The sequence below is a fragment of the Rhodococcus sp. P4_B6 genome (assembly GCF_056402215.1).
Window position 1 is genome coordinate 16,698 of record NZ_JBFUHV010000017.1, and the last position, 14,967, is coordinate 31,664.

Below are 14,967 nucleotides of genomic sequence, written 5' to 3' on the forward strand. Positions count from 1 at the left end.
ATGCGTGCAATTGCCTTTCCGGGCGACGACACCACTGTCATCAGAGAGTTCGACGATCCTGTACCGGGGCCCGGCGAGGTCGTCGTCCGGGTCCGAGCCTCGGGCATGTGCGGAAGCGACCTCCTGTTCCGTAGGGGCGCGATAGCTGTCGGAACCGACGTCATCCAGGGCCACGAACCGTGCGGGGACGTCCACGCCGTCGGTGACGGTGTGACGCCGATGATGGCGCGTGTCGGCGATCGCGTGATGATTCATCACTATTGGGGCTGCGATGCGTGTCCCGCCTGCCGCTCCGGCTGGCCGCAGATGTGCGAGCGCGAACCATCGAAGGTCATGGGAATCTCCGCGAACGGTGGGCACGCCCCATTCCTCAAAGTGCCTGCCCGCACTCTCCTGCCGCTTCCGGACGCCTTGAGCTACAAGGCCGGGGCAGCGATCGGGTGCGGAACCGGCACGGCGTGGGGTGGCCTGCAACGGCTCGGCACTGTCGCCGGGGAAACGATCGTGGTATTCGGCCAAGGCCCCGTCGGTCTGTCGGGCACGATGCTCGCGTCGGCGCTGGGTGCGACGGTGATTGCCGTGGACATCGACGACAACCGGTTACAGCGCGCCAAGAGTTTCGGTGCGACCTCGACTGTCGATTCGGGGTCCTGCGATGTGGTCGAAGCAATCGCCGACCTGACGGGTGGACGCGGCGCACCGCTGATTCTGGAGACTTCCGGCAAAGCCAACGACGATGCTCTCGCAGTACTCGCCCCCTGGGGCCGCGCATGCTTCCTCGGCCTGCCCGGGCATATCGAGTTCGACGTCCAGGCTCACTACAAGAAGCAATGGACGTTGATGACGTCGTGGACGATGTCCACGATCGAGCAATTGCGGTGCGCCGAGTTCATCGCCGCACGGAATCTCCCCATCGACGACATCTACACCCACACCTGGTCCCTGGATCAGGGTGTGGAGGCGTACGAATGGTTCGCGCAGCAGAGCGACGGCAAGGGTGTCTTCGAGTTCTAGCGTTCAGATCGCCCGGCCGCCGAAGTGCCCTCGGCAGTGGCGCTGACCATTCACTGATCCATCCCGAACGGGTAGGGGGCGGACGCGCGTCGTGCATCCGCCCCCTACCCGTCGGTTCAGGAATCGAAGACCACGACTCCACGCAGGTTGCGGCCGGCCTTCATGTCGTCGAAGCCGACGTTGATGTCGTCGAGGGAGTAGCGGGTGGTCACGAGCTCGTCGAGGCGAAGTTGCCCGTTCTGGTACATCTGCAGCTGTACCGGGATGTCCGCGGTGGGGCAGCTGGCCCCGAACAGGGAGCCCTGCAGCCGCTTCTGGTACAGGACGAGCTCGTGCAGGTTGATGTCACCGTCCTTCACTGCGACATCACCGAGCCCGACCGCCACACACGTACCCGCCTTGCGGACGGACTGCAGGCCCTGCCCCACATGACGTCCGCTGGTGACGCCGACGGTGACGATGGTGGCGTCGGCGCCCTGACCGTTGGTCATCGACCGGGCCACCTCGGTGGCCTCCTCGATGTCGGCGACGGCATGGGTGGCCCCGAGCTTCAACGCCGATTCGCGCTTGAATTCGACCGGGTCGACGGCGATGACGGCGCCCGCGCCGGCGTGTGCGGCACCCTGGACGGCATTGATCCCGATCCCGCCGATGCCCATCACGATGACGACGTGCCCCGGCCGGATCTGCGCGGAGTTGACCGCCGCACCCCAGCCGGTCCCCACGCTGCACCCGGTCAGGCACGCGACGTCCAGTGGGATCGAGGGGTCGATCTTGATCGCCGATGCCGTCGAGACGGTCACGTATTCGCAGAATGTTCCCAGACCGGCGAGCTGTCCGACCGGTGCACCGTCGAGGGACAGTCTGAACGAGCTCGGATCGTCGAAGCGGGCACCGGTGGCGAGGAATCGGCCGAGATCGCACAGGTTCTGATGACCGGTGGCGCACCATCGGCAGCGACCGCACACCGGCAGGAAGGAGAAGACCACGTGGTCGCCCTCGGCGAAGCCTGTGGTGCCCGGTCCCACTGCCTCGACGACCCCCGAGCCTTCGTGGCCACCCGCAATCGGGAGGATCCCCGGTTGCTGGTCTCCGGTCGCGAAGTGGTCGTCGGAGTGGCAGAGGCCGGTGGCGGCCATCTTGACCCGGATTTCCCCAGGCCAGGGATCATCGACCTCGAGCTCGACCACCTCGTACGTGCCCGGCGACTGCCGCAGCACAGCGCCCCTGGTCAGCATGAGCGAGCCGCCCGCGCGCTGGAATCGGATACCGCCCTGCCCGCATCGACGCGATCATTCGGTGTTCTCATGGTGCATCCACTCCTCTTGGTGACGATCCCGCTGGTGAGCGCCGGTGAACACCGGCGTACGTTCGATGACCCCGACTGGCAGACTGCGCACGGTGTCGGCGGTTGCCGAACACTGCGCCGCTGTCTCCGTGCGCGGATTCATCGCAGCACGGGAAGAAATACTGCCTCCGTGAATGGTGTCACTGTGAAGGCGAATTCGTCAATGGTGGCATAGAATTGGCTAAATAGATCGATGGAATTCGGTCTACTCGAATCGACACTTCACGTTTCTTCAATTGGAACCGACTCAGGTGAGCAATAGACTCGAGGTGGTCGATTGGAGCCGAAATATGAAGAAATCCCGTGGCCCGCTCGCGGGCGTCAAGATCGTGGAACTGGGCGGCGTCGGGCCCGTTCCGTTCTGCTGCATGCTCCTGTCCGACTTGGGGGCGGACATCATCCGGATCGACCGGCCGCCGGGCTACGACGGTGGCGCGCCGGTGGATCCGCGCTTCAATCTTCTCAATCGCGGACGCCGCAGTGCAGCAATGGATCTGAAGAACGAGGCGGCCGCCGCTGCGATTCTCGACCTGGTGCGTCGAGCCGATGTGCTGGTGGAGGGTTTCCGTCCCGGCGTGGCGGAGAAGTTGGGAATCGGCCCGGACGACTGTCTCGCCGCGAATCCCGCGCTGGTGTACGGGCGGATGACGGGATGGGGTCAGGACGGACCGCTGGCTCAGTCCGCGGGGCACGACGCCAACTACATCTCACTGACCGGCGTCCTTCATGGCATCGGCGCCAAGGACGGGCCACCGACGTTGCCCCTGAATCTCGCCGGCGACTTCGGCGGCGGCTCACTGTATCTGGCGCTGGGAGTGGTTGCGGCTCTTCTCGAGAGCCGGCTGTCCGGCCGTGGCCAGGTGGTCGATGCAGCGATGGTGGACGGGTCGGCGTCGTTGATGACCCTGTTCTACGGCCTTCACGCAGCCGGATACTGGAACGACGAGCGCGGAACGAATCGGCTCGATTCGGGCGCGCCCTGGTACCACGTGTACGAGACCTCGGACGGACGCTGGATCAGCGTCGCCTGTAACGAAACCCGATTCTGGCGCAACACTCTTCGCCTTCTCGGACTGAGTGAATCCGACATGCCCGATCAGCACGACCGGACCCGCTGGCCGGAGATACAGGAACGGTTCGCCGCGGTGTTCCGAACCCGCACTCGCGACGAATGGTGCGCCCTCGCCGAAGGGGAGGACGCGTGCTGGGCGCCGGTGTTGTCGTTGACCGAGGCACCGCAGCACAAGCATCTCGTTGCGCGCGGCACGTTCACAGAGGTCGACGGCGTGGTGCAGCCGGCGCCGGCGCCGCGGTTCAGCCGCACCCCGGGCGCGATCCAGGGCCCGCCCGACGCGCCCGGACAGCACACCGACGACGTTCTCGGCGACTGGGGTTTTACCGCCGAACAACTCGCTGCACTCCGCACGGCGGGCGCAATCACCTGACCCCTCGGCTGCGCCTCACAACAGGATTCGCATTCGCCGAATCGTTGATTCGAAAAGAATCACTAGGTTCGGCAACCGCGCAGTTCTACCATTTATTCAAGCGGTGCAACCGAAATACGGGCACCATTCCTTCCGATCTGGAGAGAAGAATATGAATTCGAACTTCCTCGACGAATCCCAGGCAGCTTGGCTCGACGTCGTGAACGATTTCATGGACAACGAAATCACCGTCGAGTATGTCCGGCACTGCGACGAGAACCGGCTCTACCCGTACGAGGCGTACGAGAAGATCGCCAAGCAGGGCTGGCTCGGCATCCTGTTCCCCGAGGAGATGGGCGGCTCCGGCGGCGATATCTTCGACTACTCGCTGATGGCAGAGGGTCTCGGCAAGTTCGGATTCGACTTCGCGTGCTCGGTGCTCGTTCCGACCTTCACCGCCATGAACATCCTGAAGTTCGGCACCAAGGAGCAGCAGGACCGCTACGTCAAGCCGTTCATCGACGGTGACATTCGCTTCTCGGTCTCGATCTCCGAGCCCGACGCCGGTTCGGACGCCGCGAACACCAAGACCCGCGCTCGCCGTGACGAGAACGGCGACTGGGTGATTACGGGCTCCAAGCTCTGGTGCTCAGGTGCAGCGGCCGACAACACGGTCATCGCGATGCTGGTTCGCACCGACACCTCCGACAAGCACAAGGGCCTGTCGGTGCTTCTGATCCCGAACGACACCCCGGGACTCGTCATCAACAAGCTGCCGACCCTGTCGCGGCACGCGACCGGCACCACCGAGATCTTCCTCGACGAGGTCCGGGTTCCCGGCGACGCGCTGCTGGGCGAAGAGGGCCAGGGCTGGAAGGTCATCACCGACCACCTCGAACTGGAGCGTTGCGCCGTCGCAGCCGCTTACACCGGCAACGCGCAGGAGGCAGTCGACAACGCCAACCGGTACGCGCACCAGCGCACTCAGTTCGGCAAGCCGATCCGTGAGTTCCAGGTCCTCAAGCACATGCTGGCGGAGAACCAGACCCGCGTCGACGCTGCTCGTCTGCTCTGCTACCGGGCCGCCGCGATCAAAGCCGAGGGCACCCCGGCCGCCCGCGAGACCTCGATGGCCAAGCTGTACGCGTCGGAGACCCTCAAGCAGTGTGCGCTCGACGGCATGCAGATTCTGGGTGGCTACGCCAACCTGCCCGAGGGCGACATGGAGCGCTACCTGCGCGAGTCGATCCAGTGCACGATCGGCGGCGGCACGTCGCAGATTCAGCGCACGATCATCGCCAAGTCGATGCGCCTGACCAACGCCTGAGTCTCTCCCCGATCACCTTTCACGTCCCAAGGAAGCAGCGATGACAACGACGAATCCCGTAACCATCAACAACCGCATCGACATGCCGCTCGACGAGATCGAGGTCGGCACGGTGTTTCGCAGCGGTGGTCGCACCATCACCGAGACCGACGTGGTCAACTACTGCGCGCTGACCGGCAACTGGATCGAGATCCACTCGAACGTCCACTACGCGGCCCAGACCCGTTTCGGTGAGCGCCTGGTACAGGGGTCGCTGACCTACTCCATCATGACCGGCCTGATCACCTTCGGTCCGCCGATCCAGGCGAACTACGGGATCAACAACCTTCGGTATCTCACGCCGGTGCACATCAACGACACCATCTACGTCACCGCCGAGGTCCTCGCCAAGAAGGATAAGGACGACAAATACGGCGTCATCACGCTGCTGATGAAGGCGCTCAACCAGAACGGCGACGTGTGCCAGAAGAGCGAATGGAGCCTGTTGATGCTGCGCAAGCGCGAGGATCTCGAGGCCCTGGTCGGCGCGTCGCTGCCCACCGAGCGCGCCAAGAACTGAGTATGTCGTCGAAGCCCGGCGCAGCGATCGTCGGCATGGGCGGAGGCGGTCTGGCCGGCGCACTCGCTCTGCCTGCACAGCGATGCGACGGAGTCTGCATTGTCGTGGACACAATCGGCTGGGAGCGGGACGATCTACTCGTACAGCACTATCATGCGTGGACCGACGCCCGTCTGGACCACGGTAGCGCCGTACGCGGTCGACTTCGTGAAGATGGACGACGGCTACACCTTGTTCGCACAGATCGACGGCGAACCCGACGCCATCGCGATCGGAAAACCGGTCACGACGCGTTTCGTACAACGTGGGGAGCAGAAACTCCCCGTATTCACCATGACGGACCACCAGTAGGACAGTAGGAGCAGTGACATGACCGGACCGTTGGAGGGTGTGCGCATCCTGGACCTGACATCGAACTTCATGGGCCCGTACGCGTCGCTCCTGCTCGCCGACATGGGCGCAGACGTCTGGAAGATCGAGTCACGGGCCGGCGATACGACTCGCGGTGTCGGCCCGTCCCGCAACCCCGGAATGAGCGCGATCTTCCTGCACCTCAATCGCAACAAGCGCAGCCTCGTCCTCGATCTCAAGTCCGCCGGCGGCAGCGCCGCACTCGAGCGGATGATCGGTTCCGCCGATGTGCTGCTGTACAGCTTGCGGCCTCGAGCGATGGCCAGGCTGGGGTTGAGCTACGAGGACGCCCGCGCGATCAATCCGCGGATCATCTACTGCGGCTGTTACGGGTTCGGCCAGAACGGCCCCTACGCCGACCGGCCGGCATACGACGACCTGATCCAGGCAGCGGTTGGTATGCCGGTACTCCAGAGCCGCAAGGCAGGTCCGCCGACCTATGTGGCCACCGCCATCGCAGACCGCGTCGTCGGCATGGCCGCGAGCACGGCCGTGTCGATGGCACTGTTCCGGCGCGAGAAGACAGGTGTCGGTCAGGAAGTCCAGGTACCGATGTTCGAGACGTTCGCGCATTTCGTCATGGGCGACCACCTGTACGGGCACACGTTCGATCCGCCGATCGGCGATTGGGGGTACGGCCGGATGATGAACCCGGACCGCCGCCCGTATCGGACGCTCGACGGCGGCTACCTCGGGGTGAACGTCTACGTCGACAAGCATTGGCAGCGATTCTTCGAAATCTCCGGACACCCGGAGATGGTCGAGGACCCGCGTTTCGCCGACATCAACGGACGGACCCAGAACATCGGAATCCTGTACGAGTTCCTGGGGCAGGTGTTCGAAACGAAGACGACCGCGGAATGGATGAAGCTCCTGACCGAAGCGGATATTCCGGTCATCGAGATGAACACTCCGGAATCGTTGCTGGACGATCCACACATGAGGGAGGTCGGCTTCTTCGTCGACCAGGACCACCCCTCGGAAGGCCCGCTGAAGACGATGGCGATTCCGCAACAGTGGAGCGAGAGTCAGCCGGACCTGCGGTACCCGGCGCCGCGCCTCGGCGAACATTCGGTGCAGTTGCTCACCGACGCCGGTTTCGATCGCGGTGAAATAGACGAGCTGCTGAATTCCGGCGCCACGTACACACCCGAAGTGCGCGCCGCACATTCGGCCGGCTGACCACCAAGGAGGAAGACGATGCAGCGTGATCTGCCGTTATCGGGAGTTGTCGTGGTCGAGCTGGGCGACAGTGCCTCGGCACCGTTCAGCGGGAAGATCCTCGCGGAACTTGGCGCCGAGGTGTGGAAGGTGGAGCGTCCGACGGGCGACTCCGCCCGCGGCTGGGGGCCGAGCACATGGAAGGGCAGCGGCGCCGCGTTCCATGCGCTCAATCGCGGTAAGCGTTGCATCAGCATCGACATCAAGGATCGAGATCAGCTGAAGACGCTGCACACGCTGATCGCCGAACGCGCGGACGTCTTCATCCACAACCTCCGGCCGGGTTCCAGCGCGAAGTACGGGCTGGACGCCGACAGCCTCCGGGTGACCAAGCCGGAGTTGATCTATTGCGAGATCGGCGCGTTCGGACATGTGGGTCCGCTGAACACACTCCCCGGATACGACCCGCTGATGCAGGCATTCTCCGGAATCATGAGCATCACGGGCGAGGAGGGACAGCCCCCGGTGCGGGCAGGGGTGTCCATCATCGACTTCGGGTCCGCGATGTGGGCGGTGATCGGCATCCTGTCGGCGCTGCACCGCCGTCAGGTGAAACACGCCGGTGCGACGGTCAACGCGTCGCTCCTCGAGACCGCCATGGCGTGGATGTCGATCGGCGTGGCGAACTACAACGCCGACGGCGAACCCGGCGGTCGCCACGGGTCGGGTGTCGCTTTCATCGTCCCGCACCGCGCGTACTCGACCAGCGACGGCGATCTGATCGTGAGTTGCGCCAACGACCCGCTGTTTGCTCGCCTCTGCGCCGCACTCGGACATCCGGAATGGTCGACCGACGATCGGTTCGCCACCAACGCTGGGCGGCTGCAGAACCGGGCCGAGATCGACCAGCTGATCGGTGAGCAACTGGCGAAGGAAACACGTGCCCACTGGCAGGAACTGCTGCAGGGTGCCGGCATCCCGGCCGCACCGATCCAGACCACCGCCGAAGTCGTCGCCCACGAGCACACCCATGCGCTCGGGATCATCGGCACGCCGTCGGACGACGAGATCGGACTGGTCGGTCTGCCCCTGTCGTTCGACGGTCGGCGCCCGCCGCCCCTGCACGCGGCCCGCGACATCGGGGCGGACAACGACCAACTTCCCGAAGTGCTGAAGATCAGACCCTGACGGAGGTGCCCGCCTGGTATTCCGACAGCTCGATGAGATTTCCGTCCGGATCGCGGATGTACACACTGGTCATCAGCCCTCGAGCGCCGTGGCGCTGGACAGGACCTACTTCCACCGGAACGCCTCTGTCGGACAGCTCGCGGACAACCGCGTCGATGGATTCTTCGACGATCAGGCAGACGTCGGCGCTACCGGGTTGCGCGTGCCGAGCGTTGGGCGTCACCGCGCTCGGTTGCTGGTGCAGATTGATCTTGCTGCGACCGAACAGCAATGCCCGGCGATCGTCGCCGTACCGGTGTTCGGACATCCCGAGCACCGTCGAGTAGAACTCGACGGTGGTGTCGATGTCGGCAACAGTCAGCACGAAATGGTCGATATGCGCGATATGCATCTGAATCGTCCGTTCCCGCCTCGAGCGAACCCACCGCTCAGTTCATTTGCGCCCGAGCACCGATCGGCGCCCGCACTGAGCATTTTCTGCAGAATTGTTCCGAAAGTCAAAGATGCGGAATCTAACCCGAAGTAAGCCTCACCCTATCTATCGTAACTACTACTCCCCCTTGAATTTCTGTGTGCGTAAGCCCACTCTTGACACTGACGCCGCATTGCCGAATATTCACCCGCGGCTGAACTCTTCTCGTGCAGGCGAGAATCATTGTTCAGAATGAGATAATTCCCAAAGGCCGAACGCACTCCGCGAAGCCAGGAAAGCACTGTGAACCATGAATCTCGCATCACACGTCGATCGTGACGATTGGCGACCACAGGCGCGTTGCCGTGGCATGGACATCGCTGTCTTCTATACCGATCGCGAAGACAACCGCACCGGTTCACGCCGTCAGGAGCAGCAAGCGAAGGCGATCTGCCGCCAATGCCCGGTGATCAGCGAATGCCGCACAAGCGCGATTGATTTCGGAGAGCAACACGGAATTTGGGGCGGCCTGAACCCGAACGAGCTTCGCGCCGCGCGCAAGTGGAGTCGATGGCAAAGATAGCCGATCGCTCGGCCTCATCCGACATCGGCTGACGTCGCATTACCCGTCCCGACGTTCCGTCGGGGCATCCATCATTTCTTGCCGCCATCACAATGCGGTGGGACCAGGAGGACACAAGAATGGTCACGAACCACGAATCCCATTACATCGGCGGCGAGTACCGGACCGCCCACTCCGCCGAGACAATCTCCGTCATCAATCCGTCGACGGAGGAAGTCTTTGCCTCCATCGTCGACGGTGATTCCTCCGATATCGACGCGGCCGTGCAGGTCGCCGACGCCGCCGGGGTCACGTGGGCCGCCACCCCTCCGTCCGAGCGAGCCGCTTCCCTRCGCCGCCTGGCCGACACCTACGAAGGCCGTATCGACGAGATCGCTGCGCTGGTGACGCGGCAGAACGGCACCCCGATCAGCGTGTCCCGGGCGATGCAGCAGCAAGTTCCGCTGTACTACCGGTACTTCGCATCGCTCGCCGACACCCTCGTCGAAGAGGAACCACTGGAAACGTCCATCGGTGACGCGCTGCTGCAGCGTCGGCCGGTCGGCGTGGTGGGGGCGATCACCCCCTGGAACGGCCCCCAGCCCCTGCTCGCGTGGAAGATCGGACCGGCACTCGCGGCAGGATGCACCGCCGTGATCAAGCCGGCACCAGAAACTTCGCTCGATGCTTTTCTCTTCGCGGAAATCGCCACCGAAGCGGGTATCCCCGCCGGCGTCGTCAACGTCGTCACGGGAGGCCGCGAGACCGGCAGCGCCCTCGTCGAGCATCCGCTGGTGCGCAAGATCGCCTTCACCGGCTCCACCGTCGCCGGCAAGGCCATCGCCGAGACCTGCGGCAGGGACCTCAAGCGGGTAACACTCGAACTGGGCGGCAAGTCGGCCGCCATCCTGCTCGAGGACGTCGATCTCGACGCCTTCAAGCCGTTCGTGGCAACCGCGTGCTCACCGAACACCGGCCAGATTTGCCGGTCCCTGACCCGGGTGCTCGCACCCCGGTCGCGGTACGACGAAGTAGTCGACGCTGTCAGTGCCGCGATGAGCGAGATCCCGATCGGCGATCCCACCGATCCCGCCAACCTGTTCGGCCCCCTGGTGTCCGAACGGCAGCGAGATCGCGTCGAGTCGTACCTGGAGCTGGGACAACGTGAAGGAGCGAAGGTCGTCGTCGGCGGGGGCCGATCCACGGCGAACGACCGGGGTTTCTACATCGAGCCGACCGTCTTCCGTGACGTCACCAACGACATGCGCATCGCCCGTGAAGAGATCTTCGGCCCGGTCCTCGTCGTCATCGCCTACGAGAACGAGGGCGAGGCCATCGCCATCGCCAACGACTCCGAATACGGCCTCGGCGGCGGCGTCTTCTCTCCGGACCGCGAGCACGCCACCGCCGTCGCCCGACGCATCGTGACCGGCACGATCGGTGTCAACAGCGCGTCGTTCCCCACGGAGGCACCATTCGGCGGCGTCAAGAACAGCGGCATGGGCAGAGAACTCGGGCCCAGCAGCCTCGAACCGTACCTGGAGCTCAAAACGATCTTCCGGAGTGCCTGACCGCTGCCCCTCCGGGTAAGGAAGCATGTGATGCACCGTGAGGCTCGGCCACGCTGCGGAGGCTCCGACCGGGACGGCCCCTTCACGACCCTGCTCGTCTGTTCAGGCGTTTGCTGCCACGTTGGTGAGATCGGACATCGTGTGCAGCCCAGCGTGTTCGGAATCCTCGCTGCGAGCGGTGAGCTCACCGATCAGGTCGGTGAGGTTCCCGTCGCACTGTGGTCCACCCGCATGGGCGCGCAGGATTGACACCGCGAAGTCAGCCGTCGTATATCCCAGTCCTGGTTAAACTCTTGCGCACGGTCGTCGGACAACGCATATCGGGCGAGGTTCGGCTGCCGGTGATGTTCGTACAGATCGGAGTACAAAGCTCGGCCGAGGTCGTTGGCCACGACGAGATCCGGGCGCCGGTTATGTACCACCGCGGCCGCACCAACGAGGTGATCGATCATCGTCTGTACCCCATCGGGGACGCGTTCTGTGCCGGGCTCGGGCCGTCGGACGGGGTGCCGATTGTGAGAGTGGGCGAGATCGAACAGATGCACGATCTCAGTCACATTCAGCACATCGGCATCCGTCAACTAAAATGTTCGCCAACAAGATCGGTGCACACCGGCGACGGCTCTTGGCGCGTGACGTCCGCACACCCCAGGGATGTCCAGCGTGTCCGGACGACTGGATTGGCCGGACGTCCGCAAACGATTCGAGACCGTTGCGAAATCCGGCAGTCCAGACCGCGGCATATGGATGCCGATCAATGAAGGGTGAGCCCTCCGGTAGGGCTGAGTACCGCGCCCGTCAAATACATCGATTCGTCGGACGCGAGAAAACTCACCACGTCACCGATATCCGGGGGTGAAGCGATACCGAACGGTGCCTTCTCGACTATCTTCTCGTACTGCCGACGGTGCGCCACGGAGACGGCGTCATCGTGATCGAACGCAGCCTGCCACGACGGTGTGTCCCGGACGACGGTCACGCATACGCAGTTGACTCGGATCTTGTCTCTGGAGAGTTCCTTCGACAACAGTTTGCTCACCTGGATCAACGCAGCCGAGAATGCTGCGATGCCCGTCTGCCCCGGCGTCGGTGCGCGTCCGCCCTCAGAGGTAACGAATACCACCGACCCACCGTTCTCCCGCAGGTACGGCACCGACGCCTGCACCACCGCTAGCTTTCCGAGCAAAGCTTGACCTGCGAAATTCGTGACCCGTTCCAGATCAATGCCTGCGAACGGCCCTCGGACCTTCGGATCACGCGCCTGCTCGTCAAACCCCCCGGCATTGGGCACGACAATGTCGATACGACCACACTGCTCGACGACGGATTGGGCCAACGTCCGCATATCGCTAGGTGACCCGACGTCCCCGGATTGGAAGTGCGCATTGCCGCCTGCCTCGCGGATCTCGTCGACCACGTATGCAGCTCGCTCCTCGCTGCGCCCGTTGACAACCACAGTCGCTCCGCGAGCGCCCAATCTGGTGGCAATACCGCGCCCGATCCCGCCGGACCCGCCGGTGACGATCGCGACTTTCCCTTTGAGGTCCGACACCACCCGCTCACTCATCGGGCACCCACCACATCGCGCTGTCCGAGCTCGTCGGTCACCGCACCGGATGCGAGGAGCGTGCCGATTTCGCCTTCACTCACTCCGGCCTCACGCAAGAGCTGGACCGAGTGCTCTCCGAGCCGTGGCGCCGGATGGCGGACCGCCGGGGCACAGGAGCTCCATGCCTGGGGGATGCCGAGTGAATTGATCCTGCCTTCGGACGGATGTACTTCGACAAACGAGAAACCCGTCTGCCGCAGGTGAGGATCATCGAGTGCCCCTGCGGGAGTGTTCGTCTCGATCGCCGGGACATCCGCAGCCGCCAGATCGGCCAGCCATTCGTCCGCCGGACGTGTTGAAAAGATGTCCGACAGAAGACGCAGCAACTCCGGCATGTTCTCGGCGCGGGCGTGCACGTCGACGAATTTCGGATGGTCGGCCAAGTCTGGACGACCCGCGACCTGAAAGAAGCTCCGCCAGTGCTTGTCGATGTAAATGCTGACAGCGACGTACCGCCCGTCCTTCGTCCGGTACGGACGACGGTCCGGATTCATCGTCCGCGCATAGCCCCAGTCGCCAATCGGCGGATCGAAAGAGTGCCCCCACAGGTGGTCCCCGAGAACCAACTGTGCGAACGTCTCGAACATCGGAACCTGGACTTCTTGCCCAACGCCCGTCACGTTGCGGTGATAGAGCGCAGCACTGACAGCCATCGCGGTAGATATGCCGACCACCCGGTCCGCGATCGGTGTGGCGACGAACTCCGGGCTACCAACCTTCCGGTTCTGCAATGCAGCCATTCCCGACGCCGCCTGAATCAGGTCGTCATACGCAGGGCGGTCCGCATATGGTCCACTCTGACCGAATCCCACGGCGCCGGCGTAGACGATCCGTGGATTGATCTCGCGCACATCGTCGTAGGAGAACCCGAGCGAACGCATTGCTTTCGGACGCATGCTGTACAAGAACACGTCAGCGCCCGCGATCATCCGGCGAAGCACCGACGCCCCACCCTCCGATTTCAAATCGAGCACGATCGACCGCTTGTTACGATTCAAGTGCAGAAAGTTCGAACTCATCCCCACATTCCGCGCCGGACCGACCCGGCGAATCGTGTCCCCACAGCCGGATTCGATTTTCCACACGTCGGCACCCATGTCCGCCAGGTGCAAAGATGCGAACGGCCCCATCACGTTCGAAGTGAGATCGAGGACCCTGACGCCGTCGAGCGGACCGGAGACGGTCATGACACCCTCCGATACATGGTGACGACGCACGCGCCCCCCAGCCCGATATTGTGCTGTAGGCCGATCCGTGCATCTTCGACCTGCCGCTGTCCTGCCGTGCCGCGCAGGTGCCAGACAAGCTCGGCACACTGTGCAAGACCGGTCGCACCGAGTGGATGACCCTTGGACATCAACCCACCGGAGGGATTCACCACATACTTACCTCCGTAAGTGTTGTCCCCGTTCAGAATGAGCTTCTCCGCAGTACCTTCGGCGCACAGGCCCAGGCCTTCGTAGCTGATGACTTCGTTCGGCGTGAAGCAGTCGTGCAACTCGACGACGTCGACGTCCTCAGGGCCGACTCCGGCCGACTCGTACACTTCTGCCGCCGCACGGCGCGTCATGTCGGCGCCGACCAGGTTGATCAGGTCAACCGAACTGGCCTCGGTGTCGGTGGTCATCGACTGCCCGATTATTTCGACACCGTCCGTAAGTCCGTGTCGTTGGGCGAAAGCCTTGCTGACCACGATCGCAGCTGCCGCTCCGCAAGTGGGTGGGCATGCCATGAAGCGGGTCAGATACGGGAACAGGGTCGGCGCTTCCATTACCTGAGCGACGGTCAGAGGCTTGGTGAACAGCGCATACGGGTTGTTACCCGCGTGGGTACGCGACTTGACCGCAACTCGCGCAAAGATGTCCGGGTTCGAACCGTACCGCTCGATGTACTCCCACCCGGCCGCGCCGAATGCCTGGATCGCACGTGGGGCATCGGTCGGCAGCTCAGGATGCAGCTCCACCCGACGCTCGTGAATCCAGCCCACCGGAGACGTCCGATCGGGGAACGCGCTGCCGAGGGCGCCCGGTGTCATCTCCTCGAATCCGAACGCCAGCGCGCAGTCTACGATCCCGGTCTCGACTGCCTGGCGGGCGAGCATGAGCGCGGACGAACCGGACGCGCAGTAGTTGTTCAAGTTGTACACGGGAATGCCGGACATCCCGACCGAATACACCGCGCGCTGACCACATGTGCTGTCACCGTACACATAGCCGGCGAAAGCCTGCTGTACCAGGGAGTAGTCAATTCCCGCGTCGGCGAGGGCCCCGCGGATCGCCTCCGCAGCCATTACCTCGTACGGGTCGTTTGCGCCGGGCTTGGCGAATTTCACCATATTGACGCCGACAACTTGCGCTTTGTCACTCATCTCGGGATCTCCG

At 63.8% G+C, this 14,967-nt stretch carries 14 protein-coding genes and 1 pseudogene; 9 read left to right on the forward strand and 6 right to left on the reverse strand.

Annotated features, from left to right (window positions below; all coding sequences use genetic code 11):
* The gene (locus AC1DWT_RS10990) at positions 1-1,014 is read left to right on the forward strand and encodes a zinc-dependent alcohol dehydrogenase family protein (protein WP_206013728.1); all 1,014 of its coding nucleotides are present in this window, start codon (positions 1-3) and stop codon (positions 1,012-1,014) included.
* A 116-nt stretch (positions 1,015-1,130) separates the two neighbouring features.
* Here AC1DWT_RS10990 and AC1DWT_RS10995 read toward each other — a convergent pair whose 3' ends face one another.
* Positions 1,131-2,252, reverse strand: coding sequence for an NDMA-dependent alcohol dehydrogenase (locus AC1DWT_RS10995; protein ID WP_206013729.1), 1,122 nt, complete (start codon positions 2,250-2,252; stop codon positions 1,131-1,133).
* Positions 2,253-2,652: 400 nt separating this feature from the next.
* Between AC1DWT_RS10995 and AC1DWT_RS11000 the strand changes: the two genes are divergently transcribed.
* From AC1DWT_RS11000 to AC1DWT_RS11025, 6 genes are all read left to right on the forward strand, one after another.
* Entirely contained in the window at positions 2,653-3,807 is a 1,155-nt protein-coding gene (locus AC1DWT_RS11000) for a CaiB/BaiF CoA transferase family protein (protein WP_206013730.1), read from the forward strand.
* A gap of 151 nt (positions 3,808-3,958) precedes the next feature.
* Positions 3,959-5,113, forward strand: coding sequence for an acyl-CoA dehydrogenase family protein (locus AC1DWT_RS11005; protein WP_206013731.1), 1,155 nt, complete (start codon positions 3,959-3,961; stop codon positions 5,111-5,113).
* Positions 5,114-5,153: 40 nt separating this feature from the next.
* Positions 5,154-5,672: a MaoC/PaaZ C-terminal domain-containing protein gene (locus tag AC1DWT_RS11010; RefSeq protein WP_128640966.1), complete on the forward strand. Its 519-nt coding sequence runs from the start codon at positions 5,154-5,156 to the stop codon at positions 5,670-5,672.
* A gap of 99 nt (positions 5,673-5,771) precedes the next feature.
* Positions 5,772-6,023 carry a Zn-ribbon domain-containing OB-fold protein gene (locus AC1DWT_RS11015; RefSeq protein WP_259375861.1) on the forward strand — a complete coding sequence of 84 codons (252 nt, stop codon included), beginning with the start codon at positions 5,772-5,774 and terminating at the stop codon, positions 6,021-6,023.
* Positions 6,024-6,041: 18 nt separating this feature from the next.
* Complete coding sequence (locus tag AC1DWT_RS11020) at positions 6,042-7,265, forward strand: CaiB/BaiF CoA transferase family protein (RefSeq protein WP_206013732.1); 1,224 nt, start codon at positions 6,042-6,044, stop codon at positions 7,263-7,265.
* A gap of 18 nt (positions 7,266-7,283) precedes the next feature.
* Entirely contained in the window at positions 7,284-8,432 is a 1,149-nt protein-coding gene (locus tag AC1DWT_RS11025) for a CaiB/BaiF CoA transferase family protein (protein ID WP_206013733.1), read from the forward strand.
* Here AC1DWT_RS11025 and AC1DWT_RS11030 read toward each other — a convergent pair.
* Positions 8,422-8,823 (reverse strand): VOC family protein, encoded by a 402-nt coding sequence (locus tag AC1DWT_RS11030; RefSeq protein WP_206013734.1) that lies wholly within the window; start codon positions 8,821-8,823, stop codon positions 8,422-8,424. The two genes, AC1DWT_RS11025 and AC1DWT_RS11030, sit on opposite strands and share 11 nt — an antisense overlap.
* A gap of 331 nt (positions 8,824-9,154) precedes the next feature.
* Between AC1DWT_RS11030 and AC1DWT_RS11035 the strand changes: the two genes are divergently transcribed.
* Positions 9,155-9,427, forward strand: coding sequence for a WhiB family transcriptional regulator (locus AC1DWT_RS11035; RefSeq protein ID WP_206013735.1), 273 nt, complete (start codon positions 9,155-9,157; stop codon positions 9,425-9,427).
* Between the two features lie 119 nt (positions 9,428-9,546).
* Positions 9,547-10,977 carry an aldehyde dehydrogenase gene (locus AC1DWT_RS11040; protein ID WP_206013736.1) on the forward strand — a complete coding sequence of 477 codons (1,431 nt, stop codon included), beginning with the start codon at positions 9,547-9,549 and terminating at the stop codon, positions 10,975-10,977.
* A gap of 332 nt (positions 10,978-11,309) precedes the next feature.
* Here AC1DWT_RS11040 and AC1DWT_RS11045 read toward each other — a convergent pair.
* The 4 genes and pseudogenes from AC1DWT_RS11045 to AC1DWT_RS11060 all read right to left on the reverse strand — a co-directional run.
* Positions 11,310-11,429, reverse strand: a pseudogene (locus AC1DWT_RS11045) (MmyB family transcriptional regulator); the annotation flags it as partial.
* A gap of 302 nt (positions 11,430-11,731) precedes the next feature.
* Positions 11,732-12,532 carry an SDR family NAD(P)-dependent oxidoreductase gene (locus AC1DWT_RS11050; RefSeq protein WP_477920596.1) on the reverse strand — a complete coding sequence of 267 codons (801 nt, stop codon included), beginning with the start codon at positions 12,530-12,532 and terminating at the stop codon, positions 11,732-11,734.
* Between the two features lie 8 nt (positions 12,533-12,540).
* Positions 12,541-13,773, reverse strand: coding sequence for a CaiB/BaiF CoA transferase family protein (locus AC1DWT_RS11055; protein WP_206013738.1), 1,233 nt, complete (start codon positions 13,771-13,773; stop codon positions 12,541-12,543).
* On the reverse strand, positions 13,770-14,954 hold the full coding sequence (locus tag AC1DWT_RS11060; RefSeq protein ID WP_206013739.1) for a lipid-transfer protein: 1,185 nt from the start codon (positions 14,952-14,954) through the stop codon (positions 13,770-13,772). Before AC1DWT_RS11060 ends, AC1DWT_RS11055 begins: the two co-directional genes overlap by 4 nt.
* Positions 14,955-14,967: the final 13 nt, after the last annotated feature.